General features: G+C 68.6%; 19 protein-coding genes and 1 pseudogene. 8 read left to right on the forward strand and 12 right to left on the reverse strand.

The features are described from left to right. Positions 1 to 49: 49 nt before the first annotated feature. Positions 50 to 5,029, reverse strand: coding sequence for a diguanylate cyclase domain-containing protein (locus HC028_RS00935; protein ID WP_168071784.1), 4,980 nt, complete (start codon positions 5,027 to 5,029; stop codon positions 50 to 52). 726 nt (positions 5,030 to 5,755) lie between these two features. Here HC028_RS00935 and HC028_RS00940 point away from each other — a divergent pair. Genes HC028_RS00940 through HC028_RS00960 form a run of 5 tightly spaced genes read left to right on the forward strand, consistent with a single transcriptional unit; the run spans position 5,756 to position 9,300 of the window. Then, entirely contained in the window at positions 5,756 to 7,303 is a 1,548-nt protein-coding gene (locus HC028_RS00940; protein WP_168071785.1) for a sensor histidine kinase, read from the forward strand. A 37-nt stretch (positions 7,304 to 7,340) separates the two neighbouring features. Then, the gene (locus tag HC028_RS00945) at positions 7,341 to 7,772 is read left to right on the forward strand and encodes a roadblock/LC7 domain-containing protein (protein ID WP_168071786.1); all 432 of its coding nucleotides are present in this window, start codon (positions 7,341 to 7,343) and stop codon (positions 7,770 to 7,772) included. Further along, on the forward strand, positions 7,772 to 8,149 hold the full coding sequence (locus HC028_RS00950) for a DUF742 domain-containing protein (RefSeq protein ID WP_168071787.1): 378 nt from the start codon (positions 7,772 to 7,774) through the stop codon (positions 8,147 to 8,149). Before HC028_RS00945 ends, HC028_RS00950 begins: the two co-directional genes overlap by 1 nt. Beyond that, positions 8,127 to 8,708, forward strand: a complete 582-nt coding sequence (locus HC028_RS00955) for a GTP-binding protein (protein WP_168071788.1) — start codon at positions 8,127 to 8,129, stop codon at positions 8,706 to 8,708. Before HC028_RS00950 ends, HC028_RS00955 begins: the two co-directional genes overlap by 23 nt. A gap of 34 nt (positions 8,709 to 8,742) precedes the next feature. Further along, a complete protein-coding gene (locus HC028_RS00960) occupies positions 8,743 to 9,300 on the forward strand; it encodes a GAF domain-containing protein (RefSeq protein ID WP_168071789.1) in 558 nt (185 codons plus the stop codon). A 10-nt stretch (positions 9,301 to 9,310) separates the two neighbouring features. Here HC028_RS00960 and HC028_RS00965 read toward each other — a convergent pair whose 3' ends face one another. The 3 genes from HC028_RS00965 to HC028_RS28635 form a co-directional block, all read right to left on the reverse strand. Continuing rightward, positions 9,311 to 10,501, reverse strand: a complete 1,191-nt coding sequence (locus tag HC028_RS00965) for an acyl-CoA dehydrogenase family protein (RefSeq protein ID WP_168071790.1) — start codon at positions 10,499 to 10,501, stop codon at positions 9,311 to 9,313. Positions 10,502 to 10,681: 180 nt separating this feature from the next. After that, a complete protein-coding gene (locus tag HC028_RS00970; protein ID WP_168071791.1) occupies positions 10,682 to 10,996 on the reverse strand; it encodes a hypothetical protein in 315 nt (104 codons plus the stop codon). A gap of 420 nt (positions 10,997 to 11,416) precedes the next feature. Further along, positions 11,417 to 11,509, reverse strand: a complete 93-nt coding sequence (locus HC028_RS28635; protein WP_373313943.1) for a hypothetical protein — start codon at positions 11,507 to 11,509, stop codon at positions 11,417 to 11,419. A 26-nt stretch (positions 11,510 to 11,535) separates the two neighbouring features. Between HC028_RS28635 and HC028_RS00980 the strand changes: the two are divergent. After that, positions 11,536 to 12,104: pseudogene (locus HC028_RS00980) on the forward strand (enoyl-CoA hydratase/isomerase family protein); the annotation flags it as partial. 11 nt (positions 12,105 to 12,115) lie between these two features. Here the strand turns inward: HC028_RS00980 and HC028_RS00985 are convergent. Genes HC028_RS00985 through boxC form a run of 6 tightly spaced genes read right to left on the reverse strand, consistent with a single transcriptional unit; the run spans position 12,116 to position 18,182 of the window. After that, entirely contained in the window at positions 12,116 to 12,643 is a 528-nt protein-coding gene (locus tag HC028_RS00985; RefSeq protein WP_168071792.1) for a gamma carbonic anhydrase family protein, read from the reverse strand. Between the two features lie 3 nt (positions 12,644 to 12,646). Next, complete coding sequence (locus HC028_RS00990) at positions 12,647 to 13,519, reverse strand: amidohydrolase family protein (protein ID WP_168071793.1); 873 nt, start codon at positions 13,517 to 13,519, stop codon at positions 12,647 to 12,649. Between the two features lie 12 nt (positions 13,520 to 13,531). Next, on the reverse strand, positions 13,532 to 13,861 hold the full coding sequence (fdxA, locus tag HC028_RS00995) for a ferredoxin (RefSeq protein WP_168071794.1): 330 nt from the start codon (positions 13,859 to 13,861) through the stop codon (positions 13,532 to 13,534). A 30-nt stretch (positions 13,862 to 13,891) separates the two neighbouring features. Beyond that, positions 13,892 to 14,914: an NAD(P)/FAD-dependent oxidoreductase gene (locus HC028_RS01000; RefSeq protein ID WP_168071795.1), complete on the reverse strand. Its 1,023-nt coding sequence runs from the start codon at positions 14,912 to 14,914 to the stop codon at positions 13,892 to 13,894. Further along, on the reverse strand, positions 14,911 to 16,512 hold the full coding sequence (locus HC028_RS01005) for a benzoate-CoA ligase family protein (RefSeq protein ID WP_203981360.1): 1,602 nt from the start codon (positions 16,510 to 16,512) through the stop codon (positions 14,911 to 14,913). The genes HC028_RS01000 and HC028_RS01005 overlap by 4 nt, the downstream gene beginning before the upstream one ends. 2 nt (positions 16,513 to 16,514) lie before the next feature. Then, a complete protein-coding gene (boxC, locus tag HC028_RS01010; protein WP_203981361.1) occupies positions 16,515 to 18,182 on the reverse strand; it encodes a 2,3-epoxybenzoyl-CoA dihydrolase in 1,668 nt (555 codons plus the stop codon). A gap of 259 nt (positions 18,183 to 18,441) precedes the next feature. Between boxC and HC028_RS01015 the strand changes: the two genes are divergently transcribed. Continuing rightward, positions 18,442 to 19,323: a PaaX family transcriptional regulator gene (locus tag HC028_RS01015; protein WP_239075521.1), complete on the forward strand. Its 882-nt coding sequence runs from the start codon at positions 18,442 to 18,444 to the stop codon at positions 19,321 to 19,323. Positions 19,324 to 19,358: 35 nt separating this feature from the next. On the opposite strand, the gene boxB is transcribed toward HC028_RS01015, so the two are convergent. Together boxB and HC028_RS01025 are read right to left on the reverse strand one after the other, a co-directional pair. After that, positions 19,359 to 20,837 (reverse strand): benzoyl-CoA 2,3-epoxidase subunit BoxB, encoded by a 1,479-nt coding sequence (gene boxB, locus HC028_RS01020; protein ID WP_168071796.1) that lies wholly within the window; start codon positions 20,835 to 20,837, stop codon positions 19,359 to 19,361. 60 nt (positions 20,838 to 20,897) lie between these two features. Then, positions 20,898 to 21,377, reverse strand: coding sequence for an aldehyde dehydrogenase family protein (locus tag HC028_RS01025; RefSeq protein ID WP_203981362.1), 480 nt, complete (start codon positions 21,375 to 21,377; stop codon positions 20,898 to 20,900). A gap of 601 nt (positions 21,378 to 21,978) precedes the next feature. On the opposite strand from HC028_RS01025, the gene HC028_RS28040 reads away from it, so the two are divergent. Then, positions 21,979 to 22,152, forward strand: a complete 174-nt coding sequence (locus tag HC028_RS28040; protein WP_203981363.1) for a DDE-type integrase/transposase/recombinase — start codon at positions 21,979 to 21,981, stop codon at positions 22,150 to 22,152. The last annotated feature ends 232 nt before the right edge of the window (positions 22,153 to 22,384 follow it).

A 22,384-nucleotide genomic window follows, 5' to 3' on the forward strand; every position in this document is an offset into this window, starting at 1 on the left:
CATCGGTGCCACTAAAGTAGCTCCGACGGAAGCTTGTCAGTCGCCCCCCTCACACGGATAACCCGGCCACCCGCACCCGGTTACGGCCATACTGCTTCGCCTGGTACAGGGCTGTGTCGGCGGCGTTGACGAGAGCGTCTGCGGAGTACCCGGCGGCGGGCGTCATGATCGCTGCGCCGGCGCTGAGGGTGACGAATCCAAGTTCCGACCTGGCATGGGGCTGCGCGAGTGCGGCAACGGCCGAGCGGGCACGTTCGCTGATCTCATTGGCCCGAGCCGCGTCTGCGCCGGGCAAGATGATGGCGAATTCTTCTCCGCCGTATCGGCAGACGAGATCGACGCCCTCCCGCACACTGCCGGCCAGGGCACGGGCGACCATTCGCAGACACTCGTCGCCCGCGAGGTGGCCGTACTCGTCGTTGTACCACTTGAAGTGGTCAATATCGATCATGGCGATACCGATCGTCGTACCAGTGGCCGCGGCGCTCTGCCAAGCAGCCTCCAGGACGTCATCGAACCGGCGCCTGTTGGCGAGTCCGGTGAGCGGATCGGTCAAGCTGAGGGCTTCCAGTTGCTCGTTGGCTGCCTGCAGAGCCCTGGTACGGTCGGCGACCTTGTCCTCCAGACGTCGATACAGCAGCGCGTTGTCGAGTGACACCGCGAGCTGACCGGCGATGAGCATCACCGCGTCGAGACGGTCGGCGGAGAAAGCACCACTGCTGAGCCTGTTTTCCAGCAGGAGGGCCGCCCGCATGGTGCCCTGGTTGAGGATGGGCACCACGAGCATCGAGCACCGGTCCAGGCCCGCGAAGTAGGGGTCCCGGGCGAAGCGGTCGTCACGGGCGGCGTTCTCGACCAGCAATGGTTCCCGGGTGCGCTCCGCGTACCGGAATGCCGTCAGCGCCAGCAGGCCACGCTCGCCGGCTTCCTGCACCGGGATCGCCGTACCGCCGCCGTCGGCGCCGGTCACCGGCATGACCCAGTCCCCGGCTTCATCGTCGAAGAGCAGCAGCCGTACACCGGTCGCGCCCGTGATCGACCGCATCTGCTCGGTGACGCTGGTGTACAGGCGGCCCAGGTCGGTCTCCGAGCTCAGGGCCTGCGAAGCCCGCAGGATGGCGAGCATGTCGATGTTGTCGGACGAGACGCTGCTGCCGGTCATCCGGTCCCGGCGGGGCCGGGTGTCCTCGGCTGCCGCATCGGCGTGCCGCAGGAACGGATGCGTCCGGTCCAGCTCGCGCACCTTCCCGGCCGCGCCCCACTCCGCGTACCGCTGGCGGGCCTCGGCAAGCAGGCCACGGCCGGTCCGCTCGAGGCCGTGCGCAAGGTGGAACAGCGCGGCCCGTTCGGCGATCAGCGCCCGGTGCCAGGGGCGTTGCCGAAGCTCCGCCTCGCGCAGGGCCGCGTCGAAGGCGGTGGCGGCCCCGCGGAAGTCGTCGACCGCCCAGGCGCGTTCGGCCTCGACCAGCCGCAGCAGATGTCCGAAGTTCTCGGGCGCGTCCTGGGCCCGTTGCGCCAGCCATTCCCGGCAGCGGTCCAGTTCGAACAGTAGGTCCGATCGCTCATCCGGCGCGACGGTCTGGATCCGGTGCGCCATGGCCAGCGCCCGGAGCAGATGAGCCACCGCACTCGGATACAGATTCTTGATGATGAGGTTCAGCCGCATCGCCATCTCGGCGTGCCGGGCCAGCGCCTCCGCGTCGCCGAACAGGGCTGCGGACAGGGCCCGGTAGACGTGGTAGTGCGCCAGCAACCGCGGGTTTTCGCCGAGGTCGGTGCTCTCGTCGAACGTGGCGTCGGTGAAGCTGCCGGGTGCGACGGTCTCGCCCGACAAGGCCCGGACGAACTGCCGGTAGACACCGCGCTGGATCACGGCCGCCGCATCGTTGCCCGTGCGTTCCGCGAACGCCACGGCGGCATCGACCTCGCTGTCAAGGTCGGCAAGGGTCGGCCCGCAGTCGAGCAACGAGAAGATCGACGGCCAGAACGCCAGGCACGTCGACTGCAGGTCACCGATGCGCTGCAGCGCCTCCCGGGCCGCCCGGCCCTGCCGGATCTCCTCCTCGATCGGCTCGAACCAGTGGCAGCCGCTGACGGCGTACAGGTAACGCGCCTCGGCGATGACGGGCCCGTAGCGACGTCCCTCACCCACCGCCAACGCGTGCCGGGTCAGCCGGACACCGGTAGCGAAGTCGTCGCCCACCATGATGGTGCTGAAGCAGGCGGCAGCGATGGTGGACACCAGCGGGGCGCACGGGCCGTACTCGTCCCACAGTCGCTGGGCCTCGGTGATCAGCCACGGCAGGGCCGTCTGGTCGCTCATGAAGGCGAAAAACGCGGGCTGCTTGATCCGTGCGAGAAGCCGGCTGGCGGCGAGTGCCCGCCGGTCGCTGAGCTCGGGCCGACGCAGGTCCTCGTCAACCGTCACGTGGTCGATCCACTCGTACATGACGGCATTGCGCTTCTGGATCTCTTCGTGGACGTTTTCTCCCGGCACCGCGAAACCCAGCCGCTCGAGCAGGGCGAACCCGAGCACGACCCCGTCGGCCGGCCGCTGCCGGTTGGTCAGGCTGCAGATCTGGATGCCGGCTGCGTCCACCAGGTCGATCGGATCGTCGCACCGCCGCTCGATCGACCGGTACACGTCGTCGGCCTCATCAAGGCGGCCGAGGCTGTACAGCGCCGAATGCCACGCGGTCTCCAACCGCACCAGCGACCGGTTGGCCGGGGCGTCATCGAACGATCGCCGCAGGCGGACCGCCGTGGCCAGGTACCGCTCGGCGATCGCGTGGTTGCTGATCCGGGTCGCACCGGTGGCGGCCTCCTCGAACAGGGCGGCCGCCAGTCGCTGCTCTTCTCCGTCGTGAAGCGCGTCCACCGTCACCAGGTACTGCTCCGCGGCCTGGGCCCGGAACTCGGGTCGGGTGGCGAGCCGGCGCGCGATGGCCAGCTGCAGCGTGCTCCGGGCGCCCGGATCGAGCCCGGCCCGGGCCGCCTGCTGCACCCGGTCGTGGCGGAAACGCACCGCGCCCGAGCCACCGGCCGGGTCCGCCCCGTCGGCCTCGTCCATGACGAGCAGCCCATCCTCCAGTGCGGCCGCGAGCAGGTCCGGTACGGCCGAAGGGGGACGGCCGCTCGCCGCAGCGAGCAGATCGCGGCTCACCTCACCGCCGAGGCACGCCATGATCTCCAGCGTCTCGCGGTCGGCGCCCGCAAGACGCTCGATCCGGTCCTTGAGCAGATCGACGACGTCACCGTGGCCCACGTAGCGGCGAATGGACGCTTCCTCCCAGCTCCAGCCACTCTCGCTGAGCACCAGTGCGCCGTCCCGGCGTAACGCGTTGACCAGTTCGACCGTATCGAAAGGGTTGCCGCCGGTGTGCTCGCCGAGAAGGGTGGCGAGCGCCGCTGCCTGAGCGGCGGGCAGTCGAAGCATCTGCCCCACCAGCGCGCTCAAGTCCCCGGCGGGGAGGTTGTCCAGGCGCACCAACTGCGGTGCAACGCCCAACTGCTCCCAGCGGGAGAACACAGCGGTCAGCGGATGCGCGGCGTCGACCTCCCGTTCCCGGTAGGCGCCGACCAGCAGGAGACCGCGCAGGTCCGCATCGGTCTGGATCGCGTCCAGAATCCCGATCGCGGACGCGCTCGCCCACTGCAGGTCGTCAAGGAACAGCACGATCGGCCGGTCGGGCGACGCGACCACACCGAGCAGGTCCAGTGCCGCCTGGCGCAGCCGGGCCTCGACCTCGACCGGGTCGTCGCCGACAACCTGGTGGTCCGCCCCCAGTAGCGTGGCGAACTCCGGGGCTGCGGCGGTGATCAGCCCGGCGTTGACGCCGAGGGCCTGCAGGATCCCTTCCCGCTGGGCGGCCAACTCCGCCTCCGGCTCGGCCAGCAGCAGCCGGCCCAGCCCACTCAGCGCTTGAACGACCACCCCGGATGCGGTGTCGCGACGGTACTGGTCGGCCTTGCCGGACACGAACCAGCCTCCACGTGCCGTCACCATCGGCCGAAGCGCAGCGATCAGCGCCGACTTGCCGACCCCCGGCGCCCCGGTGACGAGCAGGCCCCGCGACGGGCCGGTCAGGGCATTGTCGAGCGCCGTCCGAACCATGTTGAGCTCGGTGTCCCGACCGACCAGACCGGACGGTGGCGACAGCCGGGTGGGAAAGTCTCGTTCGCCGAGCCGCAGCGATACGCTCGGGTTCTCACACAGCAGGGAAAGGTCGTGCGCGAGGCCGTCCGCGCTCTGATAGCGCCGTTCGGGCTCCTTCTCCAGCAGCCGCGCCACGACATCCGACAGCCCCTGGGAAATGCCGGGCACGACCTCAGCCAGTGGCTGCGGCTCCCGCGCGAGAATGTCCCGTACCAGCTGGAGCGGGTCTCCGTCGCCGAACGGCGGATACCCGGCGGCGACCTCGTACAACGTCGCGCCGAGCGCGTACAGGTCCGCGCGCAGATCCACCGGAAGGCCCGTGCGGCCGGTCTGCTCCGGCGCCAGGTACGGCAGCCTGCCCACGATGTCACGGTGGTGCGTGAAGCCCGGTCGCACCTCGGCGAACGTCGTGGCCAGGTCGAAATCAATGAGCAACAGATCGGACCCGGTGCCGGCCAGCAGAATGTTTGCGGGGTTCACGTCCCGATGCACGACACCCGCCCGGTGGACGTCCGCGATGATCCGGGCAAGCGCGAGCGCTAACTGCGGCAGGGCAGCCGGGAGCAGGTGGCCTGATCGCAGGACGTCGGCCAGCGGCCGACCGGCCACGTCCTCGAACACGATCGAGTGCCCGTCGGGGTACGCCTCGGCGACCGGCCGGATCACTCCTGGAACCGCGGCGAGCCGTTGCATGATCGAAAGCTCGTGCTGGATTCGGGCTGTCGCGCTCCGACCGAGGGCCTCTTTACGGATCGCGGTCACGCCGGGAAGGCGTACCCGGGTGACCCGGGTACGGTCACTCTGATAGAGGACCACAGGCCGGTCATCCGCGGAGGTGGGCAGCGCCGAGCCGACCCACAGCTCGGAGGACATAGTTATCGCGCCCTTTCCTCACCCGTCGAGCCAAGGAGAGCCCGGCATTGATTGAACCCGGTGCGGACCCGAACGCTGACCTGAGGTCCGTCATCGTAAGCACTTCGGCTAGCAGTCAATGGAACTAAGAAAAAGTCACGCGATCAATGCACAACGTGCAAGCACCATGGCCGCGACAGACGCTAAATAGGCACTAAATTCGCAAATCTGACATTGCCTGCATTGAGGACAGGGTGCTTGCCCGTCGATGACTGGCTGACTGCCTACGGCGGCCCGGAACGATGCGGTGGGTCGACATGGCGGTGGTACGGCCGAGCGCGTCGTAGGTGTACCCCACGGTGGTGACCCGGTTGGCGGTGTCGTACGTCCAGGTCGACGTCGAGTCCGCAGTACCGACACCGACCTGCCAGATGCCACCCAGACAGGCCGCCGCCAATGCCGGACGCCGGGCCGGATGGTTGCGCCCTGCGCTCCTGCCAGCGTCTTTGCGTGAGCTGAGCCACCTTCACTAGGGTGATGGCATACAAAAATGGAACTGCCCCTATCTAAGCGCAGGTTCCACCGCTGTGTCCTGCACTGTCGGCCGGTCTCCCTGTTCCGAGGACGCTGATGTCTGAACTCTCCTCACCTGACCTGGGTGCGGTTCGCCGGGAAGGCGAACGGTACGACAGGTCCACGGCCCGCCAATCGCACGCTGAGGACGGCATACGATCCCGTCTCCGATGGATGGCCGTACTCCCCACCGCCGTTGTCGCGCTGCTCGGTGCGGCCACGGTGGCCTATGTGCTCGCCGCTTCGGCCCGACCCGTCTCGCCCGCGACGGGCGCGGTGCTGGGCGCGGGCCTCGCAGGGTGTGCGATCGTCCTGGTCGCAGCCGAACGCCTGGCCGTCAGTTTCGCGCACGCTCTACATGGGAGGGTCAGCGCCCTACGATCGTCAGCCACCCAGGGCGGCACGGAGATCCAGCAGCTACTCGAGCGGGTACGCGCCGGCGAACGCCCCGCGCTACGCGGCCCGGAAAGCCGCCCCACCAAGGGTGACGACATATTTGCGCTGCTCGAGTATGACCTGAACCGAACGCAGCTCGTAGCCCAGGCGACCGTCATCCAAGCATCGACCCTCATGCCTGCCGGGCGGCCTGACCAGCGAGTGGAGGTCTTCGTCAACCTCTCTCGTCGGTTGCAGTCGCTGGTACACCGCGAGATCCAGCTGCTGGACGAGCTGGAGAACGAGGTGGAGGACCCGGATCTCCTCAAAGGACTCTTCCAGGTAGACCATCTCGCCACCCGCATGCGCCGCCACGCCGAAAATCTCGCCGTGCTGGGCGGCGCGGCCTCGCGGCGCCAGTGGAGCAGACCAGTAGCCGTGACTGAGGTGTTGCGCTCAGCCATCGCCGAAGTGGAGCAGTATTCGCGGGTCAAACTGGTGCCGCCGATCGAGGGCATGCTCAGCGGTCACGCCGTCGCCGACATCATCCATCTGGTCGCCGAGCTCGTGGAGAACGCCACCATGTTCTCCCCGCCCCATACCCAGGTGCTGCTGCGCGCCCAGAGCGTCACTTCCGGCCTGGCCGTCGAGGTGGAGGACCGGGGCCTCGGCATGGCGCTGGAGGACCAGGAGCGAGCCAACGCCCTTCTCGCGGACCCCACGCGGGTAGACATCGAAGAGTTGTTGCGTGACGGCCGGATCGGGCTGTTCGTGGTCGCCGCCATCGCCCGTCGGCATGGCATCACCGTGCGGCTACAGACCAACATCTACGGCGGTCTCCAGTCCGTCGTGATCGTGCCCCATGGGCTGCTCGGTGCGTCGCCACCGGCCGGCGAGCCCCGACCGCAGGCGGCTGCGCACCAGATGCCTCAAGCGGCACCTCGGCAGCCGGTAGCGGCCCTGCCCGCCTACGCCTCGGCGACGGTGCCTGGTTCCGCACCACAGCCGCTTGCCAAGCCGGCCGACGTCGCGATGCCCGCCGTCGACAACAACCCCGGGTCGACGCCTGAACCGGGCATGCGGGAAGCCCAGCACCGGCCGGCGACGTCCCCGCCTACCCCGGTCGCCGATCAGGCCACCCGTCACGACATCCGTCCGCAACTACCACAGCGTCGCGGGCAAACGCACCTTGCGCCCCAACTGCAGCAGCTCCCCACCCCCCGCGAGGAGCCGGTCGTCGGCCACGATCCGGGCCTGATCGCCTCGTTCATGCGGGGCGTGAGCCGCGCCGAGACCGCACCTGACCAAGAAGACGGCCCGCACGGGCGTACCGACAGCATCAGCTGACAAGCATCGCCATTCCTCCAAGGAGAGCTCACCCATCATGCTGCGCGATGTCCCCGCGGGCCAGGCCACCGATCTCACCTGGTTGCTTTCCAGCTTGGTCCAGCGCGTCCCCCACACCCGCAGTGCCCTGCTGCTGTCGTCCGACGGCCTGAAGAAGGCCGCCCACGGCCTGGATCCCGACAGCGCCGACCATCTGGCCGCGATCGCCTCCGGGCTGTTCTCTCTCGCTCGCAGCGCCGGAAACCGCTTCAGTGGTGGTAACGGAGTCCGACAGGTGCTGGCAGAGCTCGACGAGACCCTGTTGTTCGTCTCCTCTGCCGGCTCCGGCGCGGTCCTGGCCGTGCTGGCGGCCCGCGGCGCGGATGCGGGTGTCCTCGGCTATGAAATGTCGCAACTGGTCAAGAGCGTCCGCCCCTACCTGGCCACGCCGGCACGGCATTCGGCCAGCACCCCTGACACCGCGGCCTGATGGGTATGGCGGGCCCGAGGGACGAGCGCTGGCTCGACGCTGATGCTGGACGGCTGGTGCGCCCGTACACCGTGAGTAACGGACGCACCCGACCGACGACCAAACTGGATCTGGTTTCCATGGTCATGTCCACCGGACGGGTACATCAGGCGCGCCTGGAGCCCGATCACGCCCAGACCCTTGGCCTGTGCGCCGGCCCGACCACGGTCGCGGAGGTCGCCGCGCATCTGAAGTTGCCTGTCGTCGTCACCAAGGTGCTGTTGTCGGATCTGATCGACTGGGGAGCAGTGACGACGACATCCCCCGGCCCTGTCGCCGGTCCGTCCGATCGCATCGTACTGGAGGCAGTTCTCAATGGCCTACAACGACGACTCTGAGCCACTGCCTACGGCGCTCAAAGTCTTGATCGCTGGTGGCTTCGGCGTGGGCAAGACGACCTTTGTCGGCTCGGTCAGCGAAATAGAACCCCTGAGCACGGAAGAAATCCTCACCACGGCCAGCGCCGCGACCGACAGCCTGGCCGGGGTGGAGAGTAAGTCCACCACGACCGTGGCCATGGACTTCGGCCGGATCACCATCGATGACCAGCTCATTCTGTACATGTTCGGCACCCCGGGCCAGGACCGCTTCTGGTTCATGTGGGACGAACTGTCCGACGGCGCGCTCGGTGCGGTCGTCCTGGCCGATACCCGCCGACTGCAGGACTGCTTCGCCGCGGTGGACTTCTTCGAATCCCGGGGCATCAACTTCCTGGTGGCGGTCAACGATTTCGACGGCGCCTTCCACTACGAGCCCGACGAGGTGCGAGCGGCACTCGACCTGAAGCCGCATATCCCGGTCGTGCTGTGCGACGCCCGCCAACCCCACTCCGCGACCTCCACCCTGATCTCCCTGATCCAGCACCTGCTCAGCGCCACCACATCCCTTTCCACGTAACCCGTCATCGCACATGCCAGCTGAGGAGCCCACGATGATCTACGACCTTGCCAGCCGCCAGTCTCTGACCCCTGTAGACCGTGAGGCGCCGCATCGGGTACAGCGACTGCGCGAACTAGGGATCGGAGAAACCCCGGACCCCGAGTTCGACGAGTTCGCCCACAAGCTCGCCCAGATCACCGGCGCTCCCTACGCAATGGTCAACTTCATCAGCGAGAACCGTCAGTACTTCGCCGGCCTGCACACCCCGCCGGCCGGCGCCAACCCCGAGACCGCGGCTGCCGGGCAGCCGGGTCGGGTCATGTCCCGCGACCACGGCTACTGCCCGCACGTCGTCGTCCGACGTAAGGCGCTGGTGCTCGACGACGTCTGCGATTACCCGCGATTCGCCGGAAACCCGGTGGTCGACGAGATCGGCATCCGCTCGTACCTCGGCGCTCCACTCATCGACCACACCGGCACGACCCTCGGCACCATCTGCGTGGTGGACACCGAGCCGCGACCGTGGGGCCGCACGGGGCTCAAGACCATCAAGGCGCTGGCCGCCGAGTTGACGGAGCGCATCCACCAGCGCGAAGGACAGCGCCGCTAGGTCCTGGGCCTCACGACGCCGCCGCCACGACCGCGGCGAGCCGCTGGGACCACTGCCCCTTCGACGCGCCCAGCGCCACCTCGCCCAGGCGAAGCAACTGCACGTCGGAGGTGCCAGCCGGGGCAAAGATGTGGTAGGCGTCGCGCACGTACCGCTCCACCGGCCGGTCGGTGAACAGCCCGGTGGCGGCGTGTACCTCCATCGCGTTACGCGCCGAGTCCAGCGCGTACTCGACATTGATGAGCTTGGCGTTCATCAGCTCCGCGTCGCAGGGCAGTCCCCGGTCGAGCAGGTGGACCGCGTGGTAGGCGGCCAGCCGGGCCGTCATCAGCCGGGACTGCATCTGCCCCACCTTCAATTTGATCGAGGGCAGCTCGTACAGCGGCTTGCCGTAGCGGTACCGCTGGGCGACGAACGCCGAGGTCTCCTCCATGAGGGCCTGGTGGATGCCCAGCGAGACGGCCGTCAGGTTGGGCCGGCCGTACAGGACACTGGATGAGTACGCCACGGCCAGCCCGTCCCCCTCGGCGCCGAGCAGGTTCGTCGCCGGGACCCGGCAGTTGTCGAAGACGAGCTCACCGAAGCTGAACCCGTGCAGGCCCATCGCGACCCGGTGCGGGCCGAGCGAGAAGCCCGGTCGATCGGACTCCACCAGGAACGCCGACAGCCCCCTGGAGCCCGGGCCGGTGCGTACGACGACGCCGTGCAGGTCGCCGACGTGGCTGTTGCCGACGAACACCTTCCGGCCGTTGAGAATGTAGTCGTCGCCGTCGCGGACGGCACTCGCCTCCATTCCGAGAACGTGGCCGCCGGACTGCGGCTCAGTGACGGCGATGGTGGGCAGACAGCTCCCGTCCGAGATCGCGGGCAACCAGGTCTTCTTCTGATCCTCCGTGCCGAAGTTCACGATCTTCGCCACGCCAAGCTGGGAGGCCTGCACCATCGCGCCCATCGCACCGCTGACCCGCGACAGTTCCTCGATGATGATGGTCTTCGCCAGGTGCCCCAGGCCCATTCCGCCGTACTGTGGGCTGATCGTGACACCGATCCAGCCCTGGCGCGCGATCAACCGGGACAGCTCGTGCTGGACCGACCGGGACGCCTCCATCTCCGGTATCCGGGGCCGCACCTCGGCCTCCGCGAAGGTGCGGACCTCGTCTCGTAGTCTCTCGTGACCCTCGGTGGTGAAGTAGCTGCCCATGTGCAGATCCTCCTCATCTGTCGCCCGCCAGCCGCGGTCGGCTGCGGGTGGACATCGGCCCAGGCTGCGAAGTCGTGGTCGCCGCCGGGGCAGCGGATTCTCGGGCTGGCGTGAACGCCCCGGTGAGCCGACGAGCCAGGTCGGCGCCGTCCACCGGACAGTGCGTCGACCGCCGTCGGGTCAGCACGGCAGGTGCCCGGGGTGTGCGTTGCCCATCATCTGCGCCGCGGCCGACCACTCCGTGGCCACCAGCGCAGGCTCGTCAACTAGCCACGAGGCATTCACCGACGCCTTCGGTGCCGATGCGAAGGCAGACCCACCGTCGGGGTCAAAACGTTGGCCAGAGAACGCGTCCGGGGCCGCGACGCACTGGCCGGCCACCGTAAACCCGATCGTCACCGCGAACGGCCCGGCATGTGGGCCGAGGATCGTCTGCTTGAACAGGGACTGAACGCGTCGCTCGTCCAGTAGTCCGGAAGAGATGCCCGTCGCCACCGGTCCCCCTTTCCTAGACGCGCACTGATTGTATTGATCAATGTTCATTAGGTCACGACCGTATTGATCGCAGTCACGCCCCTCGACCGCCTTCCGGACGCCCCGGTGAAGCCGGACCACAGGCCGCTGGTGTGCGACTTTGCAAAATGAGATGTGTCGATGAAGGCGTTCCAGCGGAGCGTTAATGTGAGAAACAGCACAATTTTCGGTCGCGGGCGCTCGGCACCGCCTTTCGGAGTCTCCGCCTGTTGATGTACCTGACAGCGGAAGGTGCCCCGCATACCGTCCAATAAGGACAGAAGGCGACGGGGAAGTCCGGTGGTTACCGACAGGCAGGGCAACACACAGGGACGTCAGCACGTCCGACGAATCATGATCGCGGGTGCTGGCGGTACTGACATCGGCCGGAATCGTGAGCGCCTATGCCAGCGGCGAAAGGTGGCGGGCTGCGTCCCGCCCCCAACCGAGGTCACGGGCCGCCACGGCGATCGGCTTGCCGGTCTCGATCACCATCTGCACGGCCTCGGCCTTGAACTGTGGGCTGTACCGGCGACGGCGCGGACATTCGCGAGCTGCGCGAACGCCGCCGCGAGGATGCGCTCGCGGGCATCAACAGCGGCCTGTCCGACCGGATCGCCCGGCTGCCGCTACCCACGATCGCCGCCGTCGACGGCCCGGCCCTCGGCGGCGGCGCGGAGCTGGCCTATGCCTGCGACTTCCGCATCGCAACCTCGCGCGCCCGGTTCGGCAATCCGGAGGCGGGGCTTGGCATCATGGCCGCCGCCGGTGCCTGCTGGCGCCTGCGTGAGCTGGTCGGCGAGCCCCTCGCGAAGGAGATTCTGCTCGCCGGAAGACGGTGTCCGCCGAGGAGGCGCTGGCGGTCAGACTGGTCAACGAGCTGGTACCCGAGGACGAGCTGCTGGCCACGGCGGACCGGCTGGCCACCCGGATCGCTCGGAACGCACCGCTGGCGCTGCGCCTGACAAAGCTCGCCCTGGCCGCACCGCCCGGCGCTCACCCTCGCTTCGATGACGTGGCGCAGGCCGTGCTGTTCGAGACCGCGGACAAATACGACCACATGACCGCGTTCCTGGAGCGCCGCCGCTGACGGGTCCAGCCTCATAGGTCGAGCCTGCGCAGCTCATCCCGGTAGCGCTTGGCGTTGCCGACGTACTCGCGTACTCCGTGGGCGATCCATTCGGCCTGCACGGCGGTGTCCATCGGCCGGGTACGGGCGGGTACGCCGAGCGCCATGTGCCCGGCAGGGACCTCCCGGTCCTCGGGTACGAGCGCCTGGGCGCCGATCACCGATCCCACGCGCACAACGGCGCGGTTGAGAACCAGTGAGCCCGAACCGATAAGGCAGCGGTCCTCGATCGTGCACCCCTCCAGATGAGCGTTGTGTCCGACTACGCAGTCACTGCCGACCACGGTCGGCCACTGCGCGGTGGTGTGCAGGATCGTGCCGTCCTGGATGGACGTACGCTCGCCGATCTCGATGCGGCCGAAGTCGGCCCGCAGCACCGCCGTCGGCCACACCGACGACTCGGCGCCGATGGTGACGTCGCCGATGACGACGGCGTCCGGGTGGACATAGGCGTCCGGGTGGATGCGGGGCACCAGATCACCAAGGGCGTAGACAGGCATTGCTCACTCCCCCACTGGCTGAATCGACGGCAGGCCGGCGTACACCTTCATCGCATTCCCCGCGAGAACGGCCGCGGCGACCTCGTCGGGCAGCAGCCCGGCGACGGCGCGGGCGTTGACCGCCGTACCCGGCACGCCCGGCCAGTCGGTCCCGAAGATCCACTTTCGGGCCAGGCGGCCGAGGTCGAACTTGGCGTAGTACTCGGGCAGCCGTTTGGGCGGCAGCCCCGACAGCTCGATCCAGACGGTGTCGTTCGACAGCGCGAGGAAGGCCGCCGCGTCGTACCACCAGCCCCGCCCGCCGTGCGCGAGCACGACGTTCAGCCCGGGAAAGTCCCGCACGACCGGGATGAGGAACTGCGGGTCAGCGTTCTCGTTCGCCGCTCCCGGGAACGAACTGGTGCCGCAGTGCACGACGAGTGGGACGCCCCGCTCTTCGAGCACCTGGTACGCCGGGTACAGCGCCGCGTCGTCGCAGCGGAAACCGCCGTGCACCGGATGCAGCTTCAGCGCGGCTGCCCCGAGGTCGAGCTGCCGGCGCAGCTCGGCCGCGATCGGGAAGTGCAGGTGCGGGTTGACGTTGGCGACGGGGCGGAACCTGGCGGGGTTGTACTCGACGGTCGGCAGCAGGTCCTCGAAGGTCTGCATTCCGGTCGCCTTGGGGCTGTACTCGCAGAACAGGAGCGCCACGTCGACGCCCTGGGCGGCGAAGACCTCGTCGAGGCGCGCCGGGCGCGGCGCGCCGTCGCCGTCCCAGACGTCCTCCAGGATGCCTTCCACACCGAAGTCGCGGGCCCACTGCAGCCAAGCCGGCCGCAGCGTGTCCAGCATCGGCACGTGGACGTGCGCATCGATGAGTGGGGTGCCGTCGAGCATGTCGTCGTCCTCCTACCGGCCCGCAACCAACGGGGTGTCCATGCCGATGCGGCCCGCCTTGTGTGAGCCTCCTGGCGCGCCGATCGGCGCGTCGCGGCCCGGCAGCACCTCGACGAAGAAGCGACGGTTGTCCTCGACGAAGTCGACGTGCTCCGGCGCGACCCGCCGGTCCTGGCTGATCGCCTCGACCGGGCATACCGGTTCACAGGCGCCGCAGTCAATGCACTCCTTGGGATTGATGTAGAGCTTGCGCTCCCCCTCGTAGATGCAGTCGACCGGGCACTCCTCCACGCACGACTTGTCCATGACGTCGATGCAGGGCTCGGCGATGATGTACGGCATATGTGGATCTCCTGATGGAAGACGTGCGCGCTAGGCCTGGACGGGCAGCGGGGCCGACGCCGGGCTGTCGGTCGAGTGGCCCGGGAACAGCTGAGCATCGGGGTCGATGTGCACCGCGGCGTTGTTGACCGCGGTCGCCACCTCGCCGAAGCCGACCGCGATCAGGCGGACCTTGCCGTCGTAGTCGGCGATGTCGCCGGCGGCGAAGATGCCGGGCACGTTGGTACGCATCGCGGAGTCGACCACAAGGTGGCGGTTGTCGTGCAGCTCAAGGCCCCACTCGTGCAGCGGTCCGAGGTTGGCGGTGAAGCCGAGGGCCGCGACGAGCTTGTCGCACGGCAGCGTGCGCGGGCTCTCCTCGCCGGTCACGCTGATCTCTACCCGTTCGAGCCGGCCGTCCCCGTGGGCTGCGGTGACCTGGGCGTTGGTGATGATGTCCACAGGTGATGCTTTGAGCCGCTCGACCGAGCCGGGGTGAGCCCGGAACGCGGCGCGGCGGTGCACGAGCGTGACGGTTGCAGCGATGGGCTGGAGCATGAGGGCCCAGTCCACCGCGCTGTCGCCCCCGCCAACGATCACCACGTTCTTAGAGAGGTAGTCGGCGCTGTCCGGCACGAAGTACGCCAGGCCCCGGCCGAGGAACTCCTCGCCGGCCGGCAGCGGGCGCGGGGTGAACGTGCCGATGCCTCCGGTCACCACGATCGCCCCGGCGGTGATCTCGGTCCCGGCGCTGGTCTTGACCACGAGCAGGTCGGACCGGCCGTCGCCGGGGACGCGGTCGAGCCGCTGCGCCTCCTGGCCCAACAGGTACACCGGTTCGTACGGCGCGGCCTGCTCCACCAGGTTGGCGATGAGCCGCCGACCGGAGACCGCGGGGAACCCGGCGATGTCGAAGATCTGCTTCTCCGGGTACATCGCGCTGACCTGGCCGCCGACCTGACTCAGCGAGTCGACGACCGCTGTCCTGAGGCCGCGCACACCGGCGTAGTAGGCGCCGAAGAGGCCGACCGGCCCCGCTCCGACGATGAGCAGGTCGACGTCGAGGGAACTCATCCACCGGCTCCTTGCATGATCATGGGCTGCTGATCTCCCGCGAGACCCGTCACCAGTTCGCGCACCCGGAAGCGCTGGAGCTTGCCGGTGGCGGTCTTGGGTAGCGTGTCGAGGAAGACGACCTGGCGGGGGCGCTTGAACGAAGCCAGGCCGTCGCGGCACCACTGGATGAGCTCCTCGGCGGTGACCTCACCGCGGGGGACCACGCAGGCGACCGGTTTGTCGAGACCGTACGCGTCGGTGATGCCGACGACAGCGACCTCTGCGACCGCCGGGTGCTCCAGCAGACGGCTCTCGACCTCGGCCGGCGACACCCAGATGCCGCCCGCCTTGAGCAGGTCGTTGCTGCGGCCCATACAGGTGTAAAAGCCGTCCGGCGCGCGTACGTAGGTGTCGCCGGTGTTGAGCCACTCGCCCGCGAACACGGTGCGACTGGCGTCAGTACGGCGCCAGTAGCCGAGGGCGATCGATTCTCCACGCACGTACAGCGCGCCGGGCTCGCCGTCGGCCACGCGCGCGCCCGTACCGTCGCGAAGCTCGATGTCGTAGCCGGGCACCGGACGGCCGGTGGTGCCCGGGCGGACCTCGCCGGGTCGGTTGGACAGGAAGATGTGCAGCGCCTCGGTGGAGCCGATGCCGTCGATGATCTCGACGCCGAAGCGCCGGGTGAAGCGCTGCTGCAGCGGCGCGGGCAGCGGCTCCCCCGCAGAGGTGCCCAGCCGTACGGAGGCAAAGGTGTCGTCGGGCAGGTCGCTGCCGAGCAGCGCCGCGTAGAAGGTGGGGACGCCGAAGAACAGCGTCGGCCGGTCAGCGGGCATCCGCTCCGCGGTCACGGCGGGCGCGGGGCGGCGCGGTTCGAGCACTGTGGAGGCTCCCACGGACAGTGGGAAGAACATCGAGTTGCCGATGCCGTACGCGAAGAAGAGCTTGGCGATGGAGAAGCAGACGTCGTCCGGCCGGATGCCCAGTACCTGCTGACCATAGGTCTCGCAGACGTGGCGGATGTTGGCGTGTCGGTGCATCGCCCCCTTCGGCGATCCGGTGGTGCCGGAGGTGTAGAGCCACAGCGCCCAGGCGTCCTCTCCGGTCTTGGCAGGCTCGCGCCGTTGCTGCGGTTCCCGCTCCCCCGCTGCTACCAGCTCCGCCCAGGTCCAGGACGTGACGCCAGCGGGAGCCGTGAGCACCGTGTCGCCGTCGCACACCAGGTGCCGCAGTTCAGGCGCCGCGGCGACCGCCTGCTGCACCTGCGGCGCGTACTCTGCGCTTGCCACCACCACCGCGGCGCCGGAATCGGCGATGGTCTGACCCAGCTCCTTCTCTCCCAGCATCGTGGAGATCGGCACGGCCACGAACCCGCCGCAGAACGCCGCGAGGATGCCGGCGAACAGGGGCACGTCGTCGTTGGCGACAAACAGGACGCGGTCGTCGCGCCGGAGCCCCAGAGCGCGCAGGGCGGCGGTGACGGTCCCGACGAGGTTCTCCAGCTCCGCGTAGGTGAGTAGCCTCGTGCCCCTGCGGACCGCCACCCGGTCGCCACGGCCCTCAGTCACGTGGCGGTGGACGAGCCAGGTGCCCGCATTGAACTCTGTGTCGCCCATGGTCAGACCCGCTTGAGGTCGTAGTCGCCCTTGCGACCGCTGCCGTAGCGGCGCAAGGCCCCGTCAGGACCGGACGCGTTCGGACGAATGAAGATCCAATTTTGCCAGGCGGTGAGCCGTCCGAAGATCTTCGTCTCCAGCGTCTCCGGGCCCACGAAGCGATGGTTGGCCTCCATGCCGGTCAGCGCGTCCGGCGACAGCGACGCACGCTCCTCCAGCACGATGCGCAGCTCGTCTTCGAAGTCGATGTCATCGAGCGCCAAGGTGACCAGGCCAAGGTCGACCGCGGCGGCGGCGTCGAGCGGCTCGCCGATCCTGTCGCGGACGGCGGTGAGTCCCTTCTCGTCACCCCAGAAGCGCGACTGCAGCCGGGACAGGCCGTTGCCCATCGGAAAATCGTCGTCGTTCGACTCGCTCACCCGGATCGTGGCGGGGACGGCCTCCTCGTCGCGATCCTCGTAGATGCCCTCCAGCATGTACTGCCGGTCGGCAGCCAGCGCCAGTTCGAGCAGCAGGCCGACGAACGCCGTGCCCGGATCGATGACGGCGATGAGGCTGCGGCTGGTCACGTCGAGGCGCTTGAGCGTGCGCTTGTAGTAGTGCCGCACCTCGTTGACGAACCAGTCGCCCGCCAGCTCCCGCAACTGGGCGTCGTAGGCCATCACCCGCTCGGCGTCGCCGACCGCGCGCAGCACCCAGATGCCGAGCTCGAGTTCGTTGGTACGCAGGTGCAGGATCAGGTCGTCCAGCGCGCGGGTCACGGCGAGCGGCCAGTAGTCCACGCCCTGGGCGAGCACCTTTGCGGCGTCGGCCGGCGGGGCCTCGCTCGGACCCTCGACGGTGATCTCGACACGGTGCGCCGTTCGATCGATCCTCGCAGAAACGTAGGGGTAGGTGATGGTGTCACCGGAGTCCCTGCGGTCCAGCGGCGTCAGAGTGACCCCGGTGGCCCCGGAGGGACGCTTCGACGACGACGCCGCCTCCCGGGCGCGCCGGGCGATCTCGGTGTCGAAGGCGTTGCGCGGTACGGTCGCGTCCACCAGACCCCACTCGACGGCGGTGCTGCCCCGGTAGCCCTCGGACTTGGTGGCGAACAGGTCCGCACGGTCCTTGCGGACGTGGCGCTTGTCCACGACACGGGTCAGGCCACCGGTACCCGGGAGCACGCCGAGCAGCGGTACCTCCGGCAGGGACACGGCCGAGGATCCGTCGTCGACAAGGACGATCTGGTCGCAGGCGAGCGCTAGCTCGTACCCGCCGCCGGCGGCGGTGCCGTTGAGCGCGGCGATCCAGGTCTGGCCGGAGTTCTCGGTGGCGTCCTCGATGCCGTTGCGGGTCTCGTTGGTGAACTTGCAGAAGTTCACCTTCCACGCGTGGGAGGACTGGGCGAGCATCCGGATGTTGGCGCCGGCGCAGAACATCCGCTCCAGGCCGCCCGTCATCACGACCGACTTGACCTCCGGGTGCTCGAACCGCAGCCGCTGGACGATGTCGTACAGCTCGATGTCGACCCCGAGGTCGTAGGAGTTCATCTTCAGCTCGTAGCCTCCGACCAGGCCGCCCTGCTCGTCGACGCGCAGCGTGACGGTGGCGACCTCCCCGTCCAGCTCGAGTTCCCAGTGCCGGTAGCGGTCTGGCGAGGTGGCGAAGCGGACCACCGGAGGCGTCACCGGTGAAGCCTCCGCACTCGCCGCGCTCTGCAACGTTTCAGCACTCTCGGTGACAGTCAATGCGCACTCCGTGGGCGATGGATGGCCTGAAGGCTTGTGCCCCTCATATTCGACGGGCCTTCCGTGCTACGTCAAGAGTTTGTAGCATTTATGGAGCGCTACTTTTCGATGAGAAACCGGTCCGAGCCCTTTACCTGGAGTCGGGCCCTAACCTGGCAGAATGCGCGTCACGAAAATGTCGAACGACAGGAGAGCAGACGTGGCCCCGCGCCAACCGCGCACGGCGACCGGCCGGGCGGCCGAGCCGGCAGAACGCCAACGCGAGAAGGCGTCCGCCAGCGCACGCTCGATCCTGCTGACGATCCTCGGCGAGTTCGTCCTTCCGCGCGGGGGCGAAGTCTGGACAGGCACGCTGGTCGACGCGCTCGACGCCCTGGACATCGAGGAGAAGTCCGCGCGGCAGGCCCTCGCCCGGACCGCCGCCGAGGGCCTGCTCACCTCGACCCGGCACGGCCGGAGGGTCCGCTGGAACCTGACGCCGGCCGGCGACCGGCTACTGAGAGAAGGCACCGACCGCATCTACGGCTTCATGCGCAGGCCGCACGGGTGGGACGGCCGCTGGCTCGTCCTCACCGTCGGCGTACCGGAGACCCAGCGCCAGCTCCGCCATCGGCTGCGCACCCGACTGACCTGGCTCGGCCTGGGCTCACCCGCCCCCAGCCTGTGGGTGGTACCCGATGCGTCGAAGGAGGCCGCGGTCCGCGACATCATCCGCGAACTCGATCTCACCGACCGCGCGTACGCCTGGACGGGCCCGTCCGCCGGAATCGGCGACGCCGCCAAGCTGATCACGGACGCCTGGGACCTCGACGACGTGGAGAAGCGGTATCTGACCTTCATCGAACGCTTCGAGGGACTGACGGTGTCGTCGGACCAGGAGGCCTTCGTCAACCAGGTGCTTCTCATCCAGGAATGGCGGCTCTTCCCGTTCCTCGACCCCGACCTCCCCGCCGAACTGCTGGACCACGACTGGCCGGGCCCGCGGGCGGCGGCTGCCTTCCACGACCTGCACGACCGGTGGCACCGGCGCGCCCAGGACGAATGGAACCGCATGGACGACAGCGCGGCCGCCCGGAACTGAGCACTCCCCTTACGCGTGATCGCCGAAAGGGTGGGTCAAACGAGCCCTTCCTCGGCCAGGTGTACGTAGTCGAACTCGACCGGCTGGTCATTGATGCCGACCTTCGGCGGGGCGATCCAGCCGGCGAACTTGCCGTACTCGTACTCGGGGACCATGAGAGCCGCCACGTTCTCGCGATCCTGCCGCGTGGGCAGCCAGTCACCGACCCGGTCCTGCCAGATGGCCTCGTCGATGACCTCGCCCTGCGGGGTGATCCGGTGCCCGGCGTAAACGCCGACCTTGCGGTTGAAGCCCTCGTGCGGCAGGTACAGCCGCTCGTCGAGGCCGGCATCCTCGAGCGCCTGGTTCCAGCGGCGGACGCCGTTGGCGCAGTCGGCCACGTACTCGTCGCGCAGGTCGAGGTTGAGCGCGCTCAGCATCGGCACGGTCTTGGTCTTGATCGCGCCGTCCTCGACGTAGCGCATCTCACGGGTGGCGTCCAGCAACACGTGGTCGTCGGAGCGCCGGATCTCCATCCAGCGGCCCTTCAGCCCGGAGGTGTAGTAGTTGCCGGCGTTGGTCGACTGCTCGGAACCGAACAGGTCCATCGAGACCGAGAACTGGAAGTTGAGGTACTTCTGGATCACGTCCAGCGGGATGCCGCCGTACGGGAAGATGTCGGCGGTGTCGTGCTCCTTCATCAGCTCGGCGGTGCGCTCCACCGTCCGCTGGACGCCGGTGGTGCCCACGAACATGTGGTGGGCCTCCTCCTTGAGCATGAACTCGCAGGTGCGCGCCAGCGGGTCGAAGGCCGACTCCTTGAGCGTGCCGAGCTGGTACTTCCCGTCCCGGTCGGTGAAGTACGTGAACATGAAGAACTGCAGCCAGTCGGTGGTCTCCTCGTTGAACGCGCCGAGAATGCGCGGCGCGTCGAGGTCGCCGGAGTTGCGCTTGAGCAGCTGCTCGGCCTCCTCGCGGCCCTCCCGGCCGAAGTAGGCGTGCAGGAGATAGACCATCGCCCACAGGTGGCGCCCCTCCTCCACGTTGACTTGGAAGAGGTTGCGCAGGTCGTAGATGCTCGGCGCGGTGCGGCCGAGGGTGCGCTGCTGCTCGACCGAGGCGGGCTCGGTGTCGCCCTGCACGACGATCAGCCGCAGCAGGTCGGCGCGGTGCTCGCCCGGGACCTCCTGCCAGGCCGGCTCGCCCTTGTGCTTGCCAAAGTTGACCTTGCGGTCGGGGTCGCGCTCAGCGAGGAAGATGCCCCAGCGGTACTGGTCCATGGGCACGTGGTCGAAGTGTGCCCAGCCGTCCCGGCCGACAGCGATGGCCGTGCGCAGGTAGACGTCCTTGGTCGGCAGGGCCGGCCCGAGCTGCTTCCACCAGTCGAGGAACTTCGGCTGCCACCCTTCGAGCGCGCGCTGCAGGCGCCGGTCGCTGGCGAGGTCGACGTTGTTCGGGATGCGCTCGCTGTAGTCCACCCGACTGAGCGGCCCGGTGGGTGTGGGGGCGGCGCCGGTGCGAGAGTGGATGCTCATCGCTGCTCTCCTGTCTCGAAAGTTCTACACATTCTTGACCATAATGAGACGTTATGTCGACTATTTGCCGTCCGCGGTGATCGCCTCGAGGACAGCGGGGCTGCCCTGTACGGCGGTGCGCTGGAGGTGGGCGTAGACGGCCCGTAGGCCGCCCTCCTCTTCGCCGCCGCCGGCACGGCCTGGTCCACCGTGGACGAGCTGGGGCAGCGGGGTGCCGTGCCCGGTGGACTCCCCCGCACTGTCGCGGTCGAGGACGAGGATGCGGCCGTGGTGGGCGGCCGCCCCGAGCACGACCTCGCGGACGAAGCCCCGGTCGTAGGAGACGACCGAGCCGGCCAGGGATCCCTCGCCGCGGGCGACCAGGTCGAGCAGGTCACCGACACCGCGGTACGGCATGAGCGTGCTCACCGGCCCGAACGCCTCCACCTCGTGGGGCTGCGGGCGGGCCACGTCGTCCACCCGCACCAGCACCGGCGACAGGAACGCGCCGCGCTCGGCGTCGGCGCCCACCACGTCGACCTTCTCCGGGTCGCCGTACACAATGGATCCAGCCGAAGCGAGCCGCGCGGCCGCGGCCCGGACGTCGTCGCGCTGAGCGCGGCCAGGCCGGTGCCGCGCGCGTACGCCACGGCCGCGGTGAGGTCGAGCCCGGCACTGCTGACCCGGGTGACGAGCTCACCCGTCACGGCGTCGGCGACCGGGGCACCCTCACCAACGCCGCTGCGCCAGGCACCCTCGAGGTAGCTCGGCAGCCGGCGGCTCACCGCAGCGCCGATACCTCCCGCTCCGCCGAGCACCAAGGCGCTGGACGTGGTCATGGCCATTCATCACTTAGACGTACGTGCATACCCCCAACCTGCCACACTTCTATTGCGTAGCGGAAGATATAAGTAGCAACATTCTTGCGCGATCGATCCCGACGGATCAGCAGCCGGGGCGCGCCAGCCGCGACGTTGGACGAGCACCGAAGGACAGCTCGGCACCGCATGAACCAGGAACGCCACGCCACGCTGCGGCGATACCTTCTGCTACGTGATGTACGGGAGAACGCCAATCACTTGTAGTGTTTGCCGGCACCGCACTGGACCCGGGCAGGGAGTCTGGCTCCGTTGCGTTAAGCGTTGGCAAGATCGAGGCAGACTTGAGCAGCGCGGTCGACCAGTACGGACAGGTCATCGACGCGCTGGTCTCGGCCCGCCGCGACGCCAGCGCGGCCCGCAGGTTCTTCCGCCGGGCACTGTCCACACTGAAGGTGACACCCAGCGAGGTGGTCACCGACGCCGCCGCGTTCGCCGAACTCGCCCAAGCGATCTGACCGCGGACCCCGACACGGGTTCAACACGTCCACCGATCCCACAACGCAACGGCGCCCAAACAACCACTACCGTCCGCCCTACCCCCACCAGCCTCAACAAACCACCGTTAGTGACAGGCGGTTGGTCCGCAGACCGCCCGATGTGATTGTCATGCCGATTTATTTGGACAGCGGGTGGTGCGAAACCATGATGCCGGCCTGATTCAGTGCTGCGGATTTGCGGCAAAAGTAC

Source organism: Planosporangium flavigriseum (assembly GCF_011947225.1).
GTDB lineage: Bacteria > Actinomycetota > Actinomycetes > Mycobacteriales > Micromonosporaceae > Planosporangium > Planosporangium flavigriseum.